16 protein-coding genes are annotated in these 16,112 nt (G+C 65.6%); 12 read left to right on the top strand and 4 right to left on the bottom strand.

The genetic code is table 11. The annotated features are described in order from the left end of the window. The first annotated feature begins 11 nt into the window (after window positions 1–11). From D3872_RS25595 to D3872_RS06215, 5 genes are all read left to right on the top strand, one after another. Entirely contained in the window at window positions 12–176 is a 165-nt protein-coding gene (locus tag D3872_RS25595; RefSeq protein WP_182915707.1) for a hypothetical protein, read from the top strand. Window positions 177–314: 138 nt separating this feature from the next. Continuing rightward, window positions 315–986, top strand: coding sequence for a DUF4214 domain-containing protein (locus D3872_RS06230; protein ID WP_182915706.1), 672 nt, complete (start codon window positions 315–317; stop codon window positions 984–986). Beyond that, window positions 983–1,471, top strand: a complete 489-nt coding sequence (locus tag D3872_RS06225) for a TlpA family protein disulfide reductase (RefSeq protein WP_229459191.1) — start codon at window positions 983–985, stop codon at window positions 1,469–1,471. Before D3872_RS06230 ends, D3872_RS06225 begins: the two co-directional genes overlap by 4 nt. A gap of 62 nt (window positions 1,472–1,533) precedes the next feature. Further along, on the top strand, window positions 1,534–2,670 hold the full coding sequence (locus D3872_RS06220; RefSeq protein WP_229459190.1) for a DUF3570 domain-containing protein: 1,137 nt from the start codon (window positions 1,534–1,536) through the stop codon (window positions 2,668–2,670). Between the two features lie 5 nt (window positions 2,671–2,675). Beyond that, entirely contained in the window at window positions 2,676–3,575 is a 900-nt protein-coding gene (locus D3872_RS06215; RefSeq protein ID WP_229459189.1) for an FAD:protein FMN transferase, read from the top strand. 61 nt (window positions 3,576–3,636) lie between these two features. On the opposite strand, the gene D3872_RS06210 is transcribed toward D3872_RS06215, so the two are convergent. The 3 genes from D3872_RS06210 to D3872_RS06200 all read right to left on the bottom strand — a co-directional run bounded on the left by D3872_RS06210 (window position 3,637) and on the right by D3872_RS06200 (window position 7,011). Continuing rightward, window positions 3,637–4,122: a hypothetical protein gene (locus D3872_RS06210; protein WP_119809965.1), complete on the bottom strand. Its 486-nt coding sequence runs from the start codon at window positions 4,120–4,122 to the stop codon at window positions 3,637–3,639. A gap of 226 nt (window positions 4,123–4,348) precedes the next feature. Continuing rightward, entirely contained in the window at window positions 4,349–5,767 is a 1,419-nt protein-coding gene (locus D3872_RS06205; RefSeq protein WP_119809964.1) for an IgA Peptidase M64, read from the bottom strand. Window positions 5,768–5,820: 53 nt separating this feature from the next. Further along, window positions 5,821–7,011 carry a cyanophycinase gene (locus D3872_RS06200; protein WP_370660950.1) on the bottom strand — a complete coding sequence of 397 codons (1,191 nt, stop codon included), beginning with the start codon at window positions 7,009–7,011 and terminating at the stop codon, window positions 5,821–5,823. A 206-nt stretch (window positions 7,012–7,217) separates the two neighbouring features. Between D3872_RS06200 and D3872_RS06195 the strand changes: the two genes are divergently transcribed. Further along, the gene (locus D3872_RS06195) at window positions 7,218–8,336 is read left to right on the top strand and encodes a succinylglutamate desuccinylase/aspartoacylase family protein (protein ID WP_119809963.1); all 1,119 of its coding nucleotides are present in this window, start codon (window positions 7,218–7,220) and stop codon (window positions 8,334–8,336) included. 4 nt (window positions 8,337–8,340) lie between these two features. On the opposite strand, the gene D3872_RS06190 is transcribed toward D3872_RS06195, so the two are convergent. After that, a complete protein-coding gene (locus D3872_RS06190) occupies window positions 8,341–8,766 on the bottom strand; it encodes a GNAT family N-acetyltransferase (RefSeq protein ID WP_119809962.1) in 426 nt (141 codons plus the stop codon). A gap of 200 nt (window positions 8,767–8,966) precedes the next feature. On the opposite strand from D3872_RS06190, the gene argH reads away from it, so the two are divergent. The 6 genes from argH to D3872_RS27680 all read left to right on the top strand — a co-directional run. Next, the gene (argH, locus tag D3872_RS06185) at window positions 8,967–10,364 is read left to right on the top strand and encodes an argininosuccinate lyase (protein ID WP_119809961.1); all 1,398 of its coding nucleotides are present in this window, start codon (window positions 8,967–8,969) and stop codon (window positions 10,362–10,364) included. Window positions 10,365–10,419: 55 nt separating this feature from the next. Further along, the gene (locus tag D3872_RS06180) at window positions 10,420–10,992 is read left to right on the top strand and encodes a TRAP transporter small permease subunit (protein ID WP_119809983.1); all 573 of its coding nucleotides are present in this window, start codon (window positions 10,420–10,422) and stop codon (window positions 10,990–10,992) included. A gap of 33 nt (window positions 10,993–11,025) precedes the next feature. Continuing rightward, the gene (locus D3872_RS06175; RefSeq protein ID WP_119809960.1) at window positions 11,026–12,693 is read left to right on the top strand and encodes a TRAP transporter large permease; all 1,668 of its coding nucleotides are present in this window, start codon (window positions 11,026–11,028) and stop codon (window positions 12,691–12,693) included. A 25-nt stretch (window positions 12,694–12,718) separates the two neighbouring features. Beyond that, on the top strand, window positions 12,719–13,933 hold the full coding sequence (locus D3872_RS06170; RefSeq protein ID WP_119809959.1) for a M24 family metallopeptidase: 1,215 nt from the start codon (window positions 12,719–12,721) through the stop codon (window positions 13,931–13,933). Window positions 13,934–14,061: 128 nt separating this feature from the next. Further along, window positions 14,062–14,739 (top strand): PAS domain S-box protein, encoded by a 678-nt coding sequence (locus tag D3872_RS27685; RefSeq protein ID WP_119809958.1) that lies wholly within the window; start codon window positions 14,062–14,064, stop codon window positions 14,737–14,739. After that, a partial coding sequence (locus D3872_RS27680; protein ID WP_502567280.1) for an EAL domain-containing protein occupies window positions 14,673–16,112 on the top strand: 1,440 nt, incomplete at its 3' end. The genes D3872_RS27685 and D3872_RS27680, both read left to right, overlap by 67 nt.

The following is a 16,112-nucleotide window of genomic DNA, read 5'->3' as shown; positions in this document are numbered from 1 at the left end:
GAGGGATTATCATGAAATCAATTGTCAATGTGACGATCGCATCATGTATCTGCACGCTGCTGCTCGCCGGCTGCGGGGGCGAGCCTGCACCGCCTGCACAATCCCTGGTGACGGCCAGCGCCTCGAAGCTTAGCGCGCAAACTGTCGCCGCCGCCGACTACCATCCGCTGATCTAGCGCGTCTACCTGGCCTACTTCGGCCGGCCGGCCGATCCGGCCGGACTGGCCTTCTATGCCCAGAAGTACCTGGAGGCCGGGGCGCCGACCGACGTCGCCGCCATTACGAACGCGTACAACGCCAGTGCCGGCGTCAAGGTGCTGGTCGACAGCTTCGGCCTTAGCCAGGAATCGCGCGACCTATACCCCGGCGATAACAAGGTGTTCCTGGCCGCGATCTACCGCAACCTGTTCAACCGCACGCCTGACGCGGTAGGCGAGGCGTTCTGGGTGGCCGCGCTCGACGGCGGCCACATCACGCGCGGCAGCGCAGCGATCTCGTTGATGGCGGGCGCGCAGAACGAGGACCGCACACTGGTGGACGTGAAGGTGAAGGTCGCCAGCGACTTCACCACCGCCCTCAACACCCCGTCGCGGCGTGCCGCCTACGACGGACTGGCCGCCAATGCGGTGGTCCGCCAGATGCTCGCGGATGTCACCCTTGCCACGGATCCCGGATCGTTCCCGCAGAAGATCGAAGCGACTATCGAATCGCTCGCCGGCGGCAAGGACCAGGCGATGCACGCCGAAGTGGTGGCGATCATCGAAGCCCGCTGCGTCGCCTGCCACTCTTCGTCGCCCACCTTCCCTGGCTTCTCGCCGGCGCTGCTGGGCATCCGTTACAACACCTCGGACCAGATCCGCGCCGGCGCCTTCGGCATTTATGCCAACGTGGTGCAGACGCAGTTCATGCCTTACGGGAATTTCACCGGCATGACCGACGCTGAACGCGCGGTCATCGCGACCTGGTACAACATGGGTGCGCCTTGAGCGCGCGTGCCGCGCTTGCGCTGATGCTCTCGCTGCCGCTTGCAGCGCCCGCATGGAGCGCGGCGCCGGGCAGCGCCGCGCCGCAGTTTTCGCTGCCGGGCCGCGACGGGCAGGTAGCGCTGGCCGCTTACCGCGGCAAGCATGTCTATCTCGATTTCTGGGCGTCGTGGTGCGCGCCGTGCAAACGCTCGTTCCCGTGGATGGGCGAGCTGCAGAAGCGCTTCGGCCCATCCGGGCTGGTGGTCGTGGCGGTCGATGTCGACGCCACCCGCGCCGATGCCGACCGCTTCCTCGCGGATGTCCCGGCCGGCTTCACGGTCACTTTCGACCCTGCGGGCTCGGTTGCGCGCCAGTTTGCGATCAAGGGTATGCCAAGCAGCATGCTGATCGATCCCTCCGGCCAGGTGTTGTACGTGCACGAAGGCTTCACCAAATCGACGCCGCAGGCGGTTGAAAAACACATCGAGCAGGCACTGAAAAAATAGGAGTTCAGGTTGATCGCAAGAATTCTGTCGCCGCAGTACTGTGCATGTCAGGATGCAGCGCAATGCCCCCCGTCCAGCCCTGGGAAAAACCGGGCGGCGCGATCATGCTGGCGGCGCTGGCTTTGCCGGGCCTTGCGCTCGGCGCCGATGCGCCCGACAGCGCCAGCATAAGCATCAAATACCTCGACTACCGCGACAGCCAGCCCAACCTCGACCGTGTCCATGTCGCCTCGCCCGCGCTGGAACTGATGGTGCCCATCGCGGGTGAATGGTCGGTCCGCGCAGGCGTGCTGTCGGATGCAGTGTCCGGCGCCTCACCGCGCTACCACACGGCTGTCTCCGGTGCGTCGCACTTCCGCGACCGCCGCAACAGCGTCGACGCTGAAGTGACGCGCTACCTGCCGCGCGCCACCGTTTCGCTGGCCGCCGGCCAGTCCGACGAAAACGACTACCGCTCGCGCCACGCGGCGTTGCAGGCGAGCGTCTCCAGCGCCGACAACAATACGACCTGGCTTGCCGGTATCGGTGCTGCGCGCGACCGCATCAACCCGGTCAACAAGGCGGTGACGGACGAGGAAAAGCATACGGTCGACCTGATGCTGGGCGTAACCCAGGTCCTGACGCCGGCCGACATCGTGCAGGCAGTGGTGACGACCGTGCGCGGCCGCGGCTATTTTTCGAATCCGTACAAGTACGTCGACAACCGCCCGCGCGAGCGCGACCAGCACAGTGCCCTGCTGCGCTGGAACCACCACCACGCCGCCTCCGGCGCCACCACGCGGCTCGGCATGCGCCATGCGGACAGCAGCGACGGCGTGCGCTCACACATGCTGCAGGCTGACTATGTGTGGCCTTTGAGCCGCGCCTGGACGCTGACTCCGTCGACGCGCGCCTACACCCAGTCCGCAGCCGACTTCTATTTCGACCCGGTGTACGACAAGCGCTTCGGCCCGCCCTTCCCGCCTGGCTTCGTCTTTGGCGCGCAAAGTTTCATGAGCGCCGACCAGCGCCTGTCCGCTTTCGGGGCGCTGACGCTCGCCCTGAAAATCGAACGCCAGGTCGGCAGGGCCACCACGGTCGACCTCAAGTTCGAGCGCTACGAGCAGAAGGCGAAGTGGCGCCAGTTCGGCAGCGGCAGCCCGGGCTTGCAGGACTTCAGCGCCCGCACCATCCAGGCCGGCATCACGCACCTGTGGTGACGCCGGTGTCCGAACAAAGCGTGCGGTTCGCCGCAATGGCGAGCGAATGCGAAATACGCCTGGCAGCCGGCGACGCCGGCGTATTGGCCGGCGAGGCAATTGCCGAAGTGCGGCGCATCGAATCCAAATTTTCGCGCTACCGGCCCGATTCCGTCATCGCCTGCATCAACCAGGCGGCAGGCCGGGACTGGACCGGCGTCGACGACGAGACCGGCGCCCTTCTCGATTATGCCGCCGCCCTGCATGCCACGAGCGGCGGGCTGTTCGACATCACCTCGGGCGTGCTGCGCCGCGCCTGGAACTTCACCACCCGGCATGTCCCTGCCGCCGCTGAACTGGCGCCCCTGCTCGCCCTCGTTGGCTGGGACAAGGTCCATCGCCGCACAGGCGCGGTGCGCCTCGGGCTGGAGGGAATGGAGCTGGACTTCGGCGGGTTCGGCAAGGAGTATGCGGCGGACCGCGCGGCGGCATTGCTGGCCGCGCGCGGCGTACGACACGGGTATGTGAACCTCGGCGGCGACATGCGCGTGATCGGCCCCCGGCCGGACGGCCAGCCGTGGAACATCGCCATCCAGGACCCGCGCATCGACGCCGCCGTGATCGCGTCGATCCCCGTAACAGCCGGCGCGCTGGCGACCAGCGGCGACTACGAACGCTATTTCGAAACCGGCGGTCGGCGCTACTGCCATATCCTCCATCCCGCTTCCGGCTGTCCCGTGACCTTCTGGCGCTCGGTCAGCGTGCTGGCGCCGCTGGCGACGGTTGCCGGCAGCCATGCAACGATCGCCATGCTGAAGCAGCATGGCGGCCTGCGCTTCCTCGACGACAGCGGACTGGCCTACCTGGCAGTCGACCGCGAAGGACGGATCCACCATCGCCACATCGCCGCGATGCGCGGCCAATAGCGGGCCCGCATGAAAAAGGACAGCCCGCGGCTGTCCTTTTTCATTCAAAGCGCTGTCCCAATTACTTGGTTGCGGCCTTCTTGACGTCGGCCGCAGCTTCAGCTTTCACCTCTGCGGTCTTGGCGCGCGCGATGGCCTTTTCCTCGGCCGCTTCAACCGCTACCTTCTCGGCCTTGGAATCGGCCTTGATCATTTTCTTCTCGGCCTTCAGATTCGCTTCGGCCATTTTCTTCTCGGCCTTGGCTTCCGCCTTCATCTTTTCTTCCGGGTCTGCTTTGGCCACGTCTTCATGCGCTTCGGCGTGCTTCTTCATCGCCTTCTTCTTTGCTTCGGCCTTTGTCTCGGTGGCTTTGGCGGTGGCCTTGGCGGACTTTTCGTCAGCCTTGGCGACTGCCTTGGCTTCCTTTTCCTGCGCCTTGGCGACGTCCTTCACTGCCTCTTGCTCGGCCTTGACCACTTCCTTGGTGGCTGGGTAGGTGGTGGTGGTCTGCGCATACACGGAGGTAGCGAACAAGCCGGCGATCAGGGATGCGAGTACTTTATTCATAGTGTGACCTTTCGTGTAAATGGGGGTATCGCGGACGTTCGGCCCGTCGTTCAGGTGCCTCCGTCCTTCATGGCGCCCTTCTGCAGGGACGAGTCCAGCATAGCACCGCTCAACAGGAGTTCCGTACGCTGCCTCACCTAGTTTGTAACTATTGTAAGTACGGCCAAAGGGCGAAAAAAAAGGCGCCCAGGAAACTGGAACGCCTTGTCGCCACTGGGCGGAACGCTTATTTCGCTTGCCGCGGACGCGAATACAGGTCGATGATCTCGGCGATGCCGTCGCTGCATGCGTTACAGAATTTTTCACTTCGGTCGAACATCAGGCACTGCATTTCCGAGCGGTAGTAGCCGGTCGCCTCGTAATTGGCGCCCTCGAACGCGCCCACGTCGTGGCGGTGTTTTGCCTTGGAGAACAGTTCGTTGGTGTGCGCCAGGTCTTCGCGGAACAGCGCGCTCATTTCCGACTCCGGCCGGTTGGCCGCGCGCAGCGCCGCGCGGCGCTTCTGGTAGGCGCGCGAATATTCTTCGTACTCGGCTTTCGGCCACGGCGTCGGCAGCGGGGTGCCGGCCTTGACGTCCTTCTTCCACTTGACGCTGGCCGGGTCGCGCAGCGCCGTCACGTTGGGCTCCCACGGTTCGATCCGGGTGGCGCCGGCCTGGTAGGCCACCGGCGAGGTGTAGTACTCGTCGGCCAGGCCGGCGAAGTGGTGGCCGAACTCGTGCACGAACAGGTAGTTGGCCCAGTCGTTGCTGGCCGCCGCGGTGCTGAACTGCCCGAAGATGCCGCCGCCGCCGTAGGTCTCGTTGTTCACCAGGATCTCGATGAACTCGTAGGGCGCGTGCTGGGCGATGTCGCGCAGCGCGCGGTTGTCCAGCGTGAGCACGTAACGCTCGCTGCCGAAGATATCGTAGCGGGTGCCCAGCGCCGACGGGTTGTGCACCCCGGTCGACGGCCGCGTGATGCCCGATTTTTCGGTCGGCACCGCGATCGCCCACACGTTGAAATCGGCGGCGCGCTCCTTGAACGGCGACACCGTGAACAGGTAGTCGGCCAGGCGGCGCGCGTCGGCTTCGAACTTCTTCATGTCGCGCGCGGTGTAGCCGTCGCCCATCACCAGCAGGTCGACTTTTTGCGGCGACGGGCCGCTCACGCGGATCGGGACCGGCTTGGCCGGCGCGGCCGGCTGCTTCTTCACCACCTCCTGCGCTTCCGGGTCGATGTCGACGCTCCACACCACCGAGAAGGCGTTGCGCTCGTCGCGCTTGAGGATGCGCACCCGCACCGGCTTGTCGAATTTCGGGAAGCGCACCGATTCCTCGAAGCCGCGGTTCATGCGGTTGGCTTCCTCGGTGGTGCGCCATTCGCCGAAGATGGTCGAGAAGCCGCGCGAGTACAGCAGGTCGCCGTTCTTCGCGTCCACCACTTCCACCCGGTTCTGGCCGCGGTTGGTCTCGTCCAGCGCCTGCGACATGTCGCCCGGCCAGGGCAGCGGCTCGATCACCACGCGTTCGAGCGCGTAGCTGTCCTGCAGCGCATTGCCGCTATGGAGGTAGTCGACGCGGACGGTAGCGGGCTGCTGGGCGCCGGCGGCGCCGGCCGCGAGCAAGAGCGCGGCCGCGCACGAGCGGATCAGGGAAAAGGGCATGGGCTTTCCTCGGAGGGCATTGGATTGTGCAGCATTGTAATGCTGCCAAGCCCTCAGCGGTACTGGTAGAGCGGCTGGCGTACGACGATGGGGCGGATGTCCAGCCGCACGCGGTACACCGAATAGGCGTCGCTGATCGGCGACTGGTAGCCGACGCTGTCGGCCTCGCGGGTGAAGCGGAATTCGAAGCCGACCTCGGGCTCCTTGTCGAGCGGGCTGCCGAGCGCGATGCCGACCGCTTCGCGCTGGTCGCTGTCGATCAGCCTGGCCATCAGGTCGATCACCGTGCTGTTGCCGAGGATGTCGGCGCTGAACAGCGGGCCGCGGTAGTAAGGCTTGGCGGGATCGAGCTTGCCGTCCGCCTTTTCGCGCGGCGGCGTGATGACGCCGGTCGCGAGGTTGAGGCGGTCGCCGTTGTCCAGGTAGCTGAGCTTGACGTTGCTGACGTTGAACATCCCTTCGCGCGCGGTGGCATCCTTCATGTCCAGCATCAGCGCGCCGCGGTAGCCCACGATTTCGACCTGGCGGTCGGCGGTCACCACCATCGCGGTGTTCTCGTCGATGCCCAGGCCCAGCTTGTAGCCTTTCTTGAGCATGGCCGGGAACATGCGCGCGAAGCGGCCGCGCACCAGCAGGTGCTGGTCGACGAAAATGTCTTCGCCGATGAAACCGAGGCCGGGCGCGATCTCGTTGCCTTCCTCCACGCCCTGCTTGAGCGTGGCCAGCACGGTGCGCGCGTTGTAGAACATGGTGCTGCTCATGATGGCCGCGCCGGCGCTGGTGCCGGCGATGACGCCGCCGCGCCGGTACATGTCCCACAAGGCGTCGAGCACGCGGGTGTTGCTGCCGTCGGGACGGCGCAGCGCGCGCGTGATGCGGCTCTGGTCGCCGCCGGCGAAGTAGGCGCCGCCGGCGCTGCGCACCGCTTCGGCCAGTTCGGGATCGTCGGCCGCGGCCAGGTAGTCGGTGCCGGCCAGCGTCACCGCCACCGGCACGAAGAAGGCCCTGGCGCCGTATTTGTTGAGGCGCTCGACATTGGTGTCGCCGGCAAATTGCGGGTTGGCCGAGGCCGAACCGAACACTGCAATGCGGGCGCCCTCGCCTCCCGCCAGGCTGACGATGCGCGACCATACCGGCACGTTCTCGCTGCGCAGCGCGCCGCCGATGATCACCAGCGAACCCTTGGGCGCGTCGGCCTCCGCGGCCATGCCTTGGCCCGCGCCCAGCAGTACTGCCATCAACATGAGCAATCGAAAAACACGGTCTGACATCGAACACCTTCCGGGCGGGGCGTAATCAGGAGGATAAGGATACCCTCGCGCAACTTCGGCTATTTGCTTGCGCGCAATGCGGCTTCCCGGGTCGCTCAGCCAGCCGAAACATCTGTTTTTGAAATATTAATGGATAATCGCCGAACGGCCTGTTCCGCCAGACTTTTCCGATTCTAATCATGCACGCACAAATCCATCCGATATCCGTACAGGACAGCAGCGCCTTCTTCCGGCTCACCAGCCTGCACTTCGGTACGCCGGGGCAAGGCAGGAAGGTATACATACAGGCCGCTCTGCACGCGGACGAGGTGCCCGGCATGCTGGTGGCGCAGTTCCTGCGTAACGAACTGGCCTCGCTCGAGGCTGCGGGCAAGATCCACGGCGAAATCATCCTGGTGCCGGCGGCAAACCCGATCGGCCTGTCGCAGGCGATCCACGGCGCGCCCTTCGGCCGCTTCGACCTTTCCACCGGCATCAACTTCAACCGCGCCTACAAGCAGGTGGCGGACGAGCTCAAGGTGTCGCTCGAAGGCAAGCTGGGCGCAGGCAGCGAGGCCAACGTCGCGCTGGTGCGCGAGCATGCCCTGCGCTCGGTGCAGGCCTGGCAGCCGCTCAACGACGCCGAGGCGCTGAAGAAGATACTGTTGGGCATGGCGATCGACGCCGACATCGTGCTCGACCTCCATTGCGAAACCGAAGCGTCGGTCCACATCTACACCGGCACCCCGCTGGCGGACGCGGTCAGGCCGCTGACGGCGCTGATGGGCGCGCGCGCCCTGCTGCTGGCATTGCAGGCGGGCGGCGAACCCTTCGACGAAGCGTGCAGCCGCCTGTGGTGGGACCTGGCCGGCCACTTCGGGCCCGCGTTCCCGCTGCCGCCCTCCTGCGTGGCGACGACGGTGGAGCTGCGCGGCGAAACCGACGTCAACTACGAATGCGCGGCCCAGGACGCACGCGGGTTGCTGCAGTACCTGATCCATGAAGGCGTGCTCGACCAGCCGCCGGTGGCGCTGCCCGAGCCGCTGTGCGAGCCGACCCCACTCGAAGGCGTCGAGCCCGTCAACGCACCGCACGCCGGCGTACTGGTCTACCTGAAAAACCTGGGGGACAAGCTGGAGGCGGGCGACGCCATCGCCGACCTGATCGACCCGGTCAGCGGCGCCGTCACCACCTTGCGCTGCACGGTGCCGGGCGTGTTCTTTGCGCGTAGTGCGAGCAGGCACTTGCTGCGGGGTATGAATGTGGGCAAGGTCGCGGGACCGGTGGCGTTTCGTTCCGGATCGCTCCTGAGCTTGTAGCCGCTCAGGAAACGTAGATGTTGGGGAAATAGCGCTCGAGCAGGGTATCCGGCTGCTGCGGCGAGGCGAAGCCGAACTTCTCGAACAGCTCGTGCGCGTTGTTCGAGGCCAGCGTCAGGCGGCGCAGTCCCTGCAGGCTGGGATGGGCCAGCAGGGTTTCCATGATCTCCCTGGCGTAGCCGCGGCCCCGGTATTCGGGTACGACGAACACGTCGGCCAGGCTGCCGAAGGTGGCGTAGTCGGTGACCACGCGGGCGAACGCCACCTGGCGCCCGTCGACATAGCCACCAAAGCACAGCGAGTTCTCGATCGCGCGGTCGACCACGTTGCGCGGAATGCCGACCGCCCAGGTCGACTGTTCGCTCAGGAAGCGGTAGATGAGGGGAACGTCGAGTTCCGTCCGGTCGGTACTGATCTGCAAGGCTGACATGGCTATGGCATCCAATACTGATAAAAGACTAATTCTACAGTCGATTCCCGGTCATTGACATGCCCGCACGATACGCCGCCGCCATGCGCCGGCACGATCCCGGTTTTGGGCGCCGAAAGCCGCCTGGCCAGGGCGGGGGGAATTCCACGCCAGCCCTGTAACCTGTTTATAATCAGGTAACTCAATAGGATGTATCAATAATGACTTCACAACTTTCCACCAAAGGCGAAGCCTGGTCGGCGCGCTTTTCCGAACCGGTCTCCGACCTCGTCAAACGCTATACCGCTTCCGTCTTCTTCGATAAGCGCTTGGCCCTGTTCGACATCCAGGGCTCGCTGGCGCACGCCGAAATGCTGGCCGCGCAAGGCATCATCTCCGCCGCCGACCGTGCCGAGATCGAACGCGGCATGGCCCAGATCAAGGGCGAGATCGAAGCCGGCAGCTTCGAATGGCTGCTCGACCTCGAAGACGTCCACCTGAACATCGAAAAACGCCTCACCGAACTGGTGGGCGACGCCGGCAAGCGCCTGCACACCGGCCGTTCGCGCAACGACCAGGTGGCCACCGACATCCGCCTGTACGTGCGTGCCGCGATCGACGACATCGTCGGCCTGCTCGATAGCCTGCGCGGCGCCTTGACCGCCCTCGCCGAGCGCCACGCCGACACCATCATGCCGGGCTTCACCCACATGCAGGTGGCGCAGCCGATCACCTTCGGCCACCACATGCTGGCCTACGTCGAGATGTTCGGGCGCGACGCCGAGCGCATGCAGGACGCCCGCAAGCGCGTCAACCGCCTGCCGCTGGGCGCGGCCGCGCTGGCCGGCACCACCTTCCCGATCGACCGCGAACGCGTGGCGCGCACGCTGGGCTTCGACGACGTCTGCCACAACTCGCTGGACGCCGTCTCCGACCGCGATTTCGCGATCGAGTTCTGCGCCGCCAGCGCGCTGGTGATGACCCACGTGTCGCGCCTGTCCGAGGAACTGGTGATCTGGATGAGCCCGCGGGTGGGCTTCATCGACATCGCCGACCGCTTCTGCACCGGCTCGTCGATCATGCCGCAAAAGAAAAATCCGGACGTGCCGGAACTCGCGCGCGGCAAGACCGGCCGCGTGTACGGCCACCTGACCGCGCTGCTGACCCTCATGAAAGGCCAGCCGCTGGCCTACAACAAGGACAACCAGGAAGACAAGGAGCCGCTGTTCGACACCGTGGACACCGTGGTCGACACCCTGCGCATCTTCGCCGACATGGCCGGCGGGGTCCAAGTCAAGCCGGACGCGATGCGCGCGGCCGCGCTGCAGGGCTACGCCACCGCGACCGACCTGGCCGACTACCTGGTCAAGAAGGGCCTGCCGTTCCGCGACGCCCACGAAGCGGTGGCCCATGCGGTACGCGCCTGCGACGATGCGCGCTGCGACCTGTCCGAGATGTCGCTCGAAAAGCTGCGCCAGTTTTCGCCGCTGGTCGGCGAGGACGTGTTCGCCGTGCTGACGCTGGAAGGATCGGTGGCGGCGCGCGACCATGTGGGCGGCACCGCGCCCAACCAGGTGCGGGCGGCCATCGCCCGCGTGCGCAAGCAACTGGGCAAGTAAGCAGCGCCCGGCGAGGCGCGAAAAAACACAATAACGGAGACAAGCAAACATGTTCATGTCAATTTCGCGCTTCATCGACAAACTCAATGAAAAGATAGCCGGGGCCGTCAGCTGGGCGCTGCTGGCCGCGGTCATCATCTGCGCCGGCAACGCCCTGGTCCGCTACGCGTTCAACTACAGTTCCAACGCGTGGCTGGAAATCCAATGGTACCTGTACGGCGCCATGTTCCTGCTGGCCTCCGCCCACACCCTCAAGCGCGACGAACATGTGCGCATCGACGTCGTGGTCGGCCGCTTCTCGAAGCGCACCCAGGTCTGGATCGACCTGTTCGGTTTCCTGCTGTTCCTGCTGCCGGTCTGCCTGCTGATCCTGTACGACGCGATCCCCTACGCCCAGATCTCGATCCAGAGCCAGGAAATGTCCAGCAACGCGGGCGGCCTGATCGTCTGGCCGGCCAAGCTGCTGGTGCCGCTCGGCTTCTTCCTGCTGATCCTGCAGGGCATCTCCGAAATCATCAAGCGCATCGCCTTCCTGGCCGGACGCATCGACGGCCACGAGTTCGCCAAGCACGTCACCACGCCGGAAGAAGAGATCGAGGCCATCAAGGCCGCGAACAAACTGAACTGATCCCGTCAACAATAATAAATAGCAAAGAGACACATGGAACAATTCATCATCGCGAACATCGCGCCGATCATGTTCGGCGCACTTGTCATCTTCCTGCTGTCGGGTTTCCCGGTAGCGTTCTCGCTGGCGGCGAACGGCCTGTTCTTCGGTCTGGTCGGCATCGAACTGGGCTTGCTGCGTCCCGAACTGCTGCAGGCGCTGCCGAACCGGATCTTCGGCATCATGGCCAGCGACACGCTGCTCGCGATTCCCTTCTTTACCTTCATGGGACTGATCCTCGAACGGTCGGGGATGGCGGAGGATCTGCTTGACACGATCGGGCAGCTGTTCGGCCCGATCCGCGGCGGCGTCGCCTACGCGGTCATCTTCGTCGGCGCGCTGCTGGCGGCGACCACCGGGGTGGTGGCGGCATCGGTGATCTCGATGGGCCTGATCTCGCTGCCGGTCATGCTTCGCTACGGTTACGACAAGAAGCTCGCCAGCGGCGTCATCGCCGCGTCCGGTACGCTGGCCCAGATCATCCCGCCGTCGCTGGTGCTGATCGTGATGGCCGACCAGCTGGGCCGCTCTGTCGGCGACATGTACAAGGCCGCCTTCGTGCCCGGCCTGCTGCTGACCGCGATGTATGCCGGCTACGTGCTGGCGGTTTCGATTTTCCGTCCGAAGGACGTGCCGGCGCTGCCGCTGGAAGCGCGCAACCTGCGCGAACCGAACGGCGACAGCGGCATCAAGTCGCTGGCCCTGCTGGTGCTGGCCGCGGTCGGGGTGGCGTTCGCTTTCTCGGCGCTGTGGGGCGCAAGCCACCCGAACCTGGCGTCCGACGAACTGGGCATCTACTCGGCCGCGGCCGGCATCACCATCGCCTTCGTGCTGGCGCTGGCCAACCGCTACCTGAAGCTTGGCCTGCTGTCACGCATGGCCGAACGCGTGGTGTTCGTGCTGGTCCCGCCGCTGGCGCTGATCTTCCTGGTGCTGGGCACCATCTTCGTCGGCATCGCCACCCCGACCGAGGGCGGCGGCATGGGCGCGATGGGTGCGTTGCTGCTGGCGATGATGAACGGCCGCCTGACCTGGAGCCTGCTGAAGCAGGCGATGAACTCGACCACGCGGCTGGCCTGCTTCGTCATGTTCATCCTGGTCGGCTCCACCGTGTTCGCGCTGGTGTTCCGCGCGGTGAATGGCGACCTGTGGGTCGAGCACCTGCTGACCGGCCTGCCGGGCGGCGTGCTGGGCTTCCTGATCGTCGTGAACATCATGTTCTTCCTGCTGGCCTTCTTCCTCGACTTCTTCGAGCTGGCCTTCATCCTGGTGCCGCTGGTCGGCCCGGTCGCGGAAAAGCTGGGCATCGACCTGATCTGGTTCGGCGTGCTGCTTGGCGTGAACATGCAAACCTCCTTCATGCACCCGCCGTTCGGCTTCGCGCTGTTCTACCTGCGGTCGGTGGCGCCGAAAGAGGTCAAGACGTCCGACATCTACTGGGGCGCGATTCCGTTCGTCTGCATCCAGGTGATCATGGTGGGGCTGATCATCGCCTTCCCGAACCTGGTGTCGGTCGAGCAGAAGGTCGACATGAAGGAAGAACTGGAACTGAAGATCGATGCGCCAGGCCTCGACCTGCAGGCGCCGGCGCCTGAAACCACCACCGAAGACCAGACCCCGCAACTCGACTTCTCGAGCGACGCGGATCCGGCCAAGAAATAACAGATTCGAGCAGGAGAGAAATCCAATGAGCATAGGCGGAAAAACATTCGACGAGGCGCTGGCGTCCTTGTCCGACATGACGGGCGGTATGGTGGCGATCGGCCGCGACGAGCACCTGGCGCGCATCGCCAGGGCGCAGGCGCGCATGCGCGAACTGGACATCGACGCCATCTACCTCAACGCTGGCACCAACCTCGCCTACTTCACCGGCACCAAATGGCATCCGAGCGAACGCATGGTCGGCGCCATCCTGCCCGCCGACGGCGCGCTCGAATACATCGCGCCCGCATTCGAGGAATGCACGCTGCAGGGCTTCATGGTGGTCGAAGGCCGCGTCAACTGCTGGGAGGAGCACGAAAGCCCGTACGCGCTGTTCGCCGACGTCCTGGGCCGCATGGGCGTGGTGCAAAGCGATGCAGCGCCGGCCCGCGTCGGCATGTGCGAGAGCGCGCCGTGGTTCATCGCCGACGGCGTGCGCAAGGCCGCTCCCGGCTACGCGCTGGAGAACGCGGCGCTGGTGACCACCTTCTGCCGCGCGCGCAAGTCGCCGGCCGAGATCGCGCTGATGCAGCGCGTGAAGGACATGACGCTGGAAGTCCACAAGGCCGCGGCCAGCATCCTCTACGAAGGCATCAGCACCACCGAGGTCGAGGAATTCATCGCGCGCGCGCACCGCAAGGTCGGCGCGCCCGGCTCGTACTTCTGCATCGTGCTGTTCGGCGAAGCGACCGCGTATCCGCACGGCGTCAACTACGTGCAGAAGCTGCAGCGCGGCGACATGGTGCTGATCGACACCGGCTGCAAGGTCATGGGCTACATCTCGGACATCACGCGCAGCTACGTGTTCGGGGAACCGACCGAACGCCAGCGCTTCGTGTGGAACGCGGAAAAGGCGGCGCAGGCGGCCGCATTCGACGCGGCGCAGCCCGGCACGCCGTGCCGCAAGGTCGACGAAGCGGCGCGCGCCTCGCTGGTGGCCAACGGCTTCGGCCCCGGCTACAAGCTGCCCGGCCTGCCGCACCGCACCGGCCACGGCATCGGCATGGACATCCACGAAGGCCCTTACCTGGTCGGCAGCGACGAGACCCCGCTCGACACCGGCATGTGCTTCTCGAACGAGCCGATGATCTGCATCCCCGGCGAGTTCGGCATCCGGCTCGAAGACCATTTCTACATGAGCGCCGAGGGCCCGCGCTGGTTCACCCAGCCTTCGCATTCGATCGAGAAACCGTTTGGCTGACGCCGCCGCAGCAGCGCCTCGGTGCGAGCCGGGCGCTTCGGAAGGTTTATAATCCAGACAAGAACCGGATCGGCTGGCGGAAGGAGACCAGTGGTTGGCGGCCCTCCAGTTACCGGCAGTTGTTTTGAATGTTGATGCATTTGGACAGGCGCTCCGGGCGAACTCCACATGACGAAAACGGACGATCCGTCATTCGACCAGATGTTCCAGGCATGCCCATGTGGATTTACGATCTGGACACGCTGGCGTTCTTGGCGGTCAATACCGCCGCCGTGATGCATTATGGGTACAGCGAAGCCGAATTCCTTGCGCGTACCATTGTCGACCTGCGCCCGCCCACAGAGTACGCCCGCCTGCACGAGAACCTGCGCAACACCCCCTCCAGCACGCTTGAAAAAACCGGCGCCTGGATCCATCGCAAGAAGGATGGCACCCTGATCAGCGTCGACATCACTTCCCACCCGATCAGTTTCCACGGCCGTTCATGTCGCTGCGTGATGGCGCATGACATTACCGAACGGGTGCAGGCGCACAACAAGGTCGCGCGCCTGAACCGCGTGTACGCCGTCCTCAGCGCCATCAACTCGGCCATCGTGCGCATCCCGACCGCGACGCGCTGTTTATCGAGGCCTGCCGCCTGGCGACCATGGAAGGCGGCTTCATCAGCGCGGCCATCTCCATCCCCCGCCCCGGCGGCAAGCAGATCCCGGTGGTGGCCAGGTGCGGCGCCATCGTGGCGATGGCGCACAGCCTGCACCTGCGCGTGGTGGCCGAAGGCGTGGAAACGCGCGAGCAGCTCGACGTGATGCGCTCGTTGCGGTGCGATGAAATCCAGGGATTTTATTTCAGCCGGCCAGTGCCGGCCGACGACTTCGAGGAAATGCTGCGCGCCGGCCGCCTGCTGCCGCCGCCCGACGGCGCGCTTGGGCACTACCATATCCAGGCGCGCGGCATGCCCCGGCATGAAGCCGGGGCGCGTGCACAATCAGTTGCGCTTCATGACCAGGGTCAGGATGTCGTAACTGGCCACCAGTTCGTCGTTCTGGTTGGTGACCTGTACATCCCACGCCACCACGCCCTGTCCCACGCCGCGCTCGTCGGTGCGGTTGCGGTCGACCTTGCGCTTGCAGGTCAGGCGCGCGCGGATGGTGTCGCCGATCGCCACCGGCGTGATGAAACGCAGGTTGTCGAGGCCGTAGTTGGCCAGCACCGGGCCCGGCGCGGGCGACACGAACAGGCCGGCGGCGGCCGACAGCACGAAGTAGCCGTGCGCGATGCGCTTGCCGAACTGCGAATCCTTGGCCGCGATCTCGTCGAAGTGCATGTAGAAGAAGTCGCCCGATATGCCGCCGAATGCCACGATGTCGGCCTCGCTCACGGTGCGGCGGTGGGTCAGCAGCGAGTCGCCCATCTGCAGCTCCTCGAAGTATTTGCGGAACGGGTGGACTTCGCTCTCGCGCACGGCTGCGCCGCGCACGTATTCGCCGGTGACCGCCGACAGCATGGTCGGCGAACCCTGCACCGCGGCGCGCTGCAGGAAGTGGCGCACCGCGCGGATCCCGCCCAGCTCTTCGCCGCCGCCCGCGCGGCCGGGGCCGCCGTGCTTCAGCTGCGGCAGCGGCGAACCGTGGCCGGTCGAATCGACCGCCGCTTCGCGCTCGAGGATATGGACACGGCCGTGCGATGCGGCGGCGATCGGCACCGCGTAGGCGGCGATCGCGGGCTCCTTGGTCACCAGCGTGGAGACCAGGCTGCCTTTGCCGCGCGCGGCCAGCGCCAGCGCTTCGTCGATGCCTTCGTAGGTCATCATCGTGCTGACCGGGCCGAAGGCCTCGACGTCGTGCACGGCGTCGTTAGCCATCGCATCGCGGCACAAGAGCAGGGTCGGCGAGAAGAACGCGCCGGAAGCCACGCCTTCGCCGACCGGATTGAAGCCGTCGCGCGCGCCGAACACGATCTCGTTGCCGCGCGCAAGTATCTCGACGCGCTCGCTGACGTCGCGGTGCTGGTCCATCGAGGCCAGCGCGCCCATGCGCACGCCTTCCACCGACGGGTCGCCCACCACTACTTTGGCCAGCCGGTCGCGCAGGCGCTCGGCCACCGCGTCGACCTGGTTCTTCGGCACGATGATGCGGCGGATCGCGGTGCATTTCTGGCCGGCCTTGCCGGTCATCTCGCG

It is taken from the genome of Massilia cavernae, from assembly GCF_003590855.1.
GTDB lineage: Bacteria > Pseudomonadota > Gammaproteobacteria > Burkholderiales > Burkholderiaceae_D > Telluria_A > Telluria_A cavernae.
The sequence above is the reverse complement of the archived record's forward strand: the minus strand, read 5'-3'. Positions and strand labels throughout refer to the sequence as shown.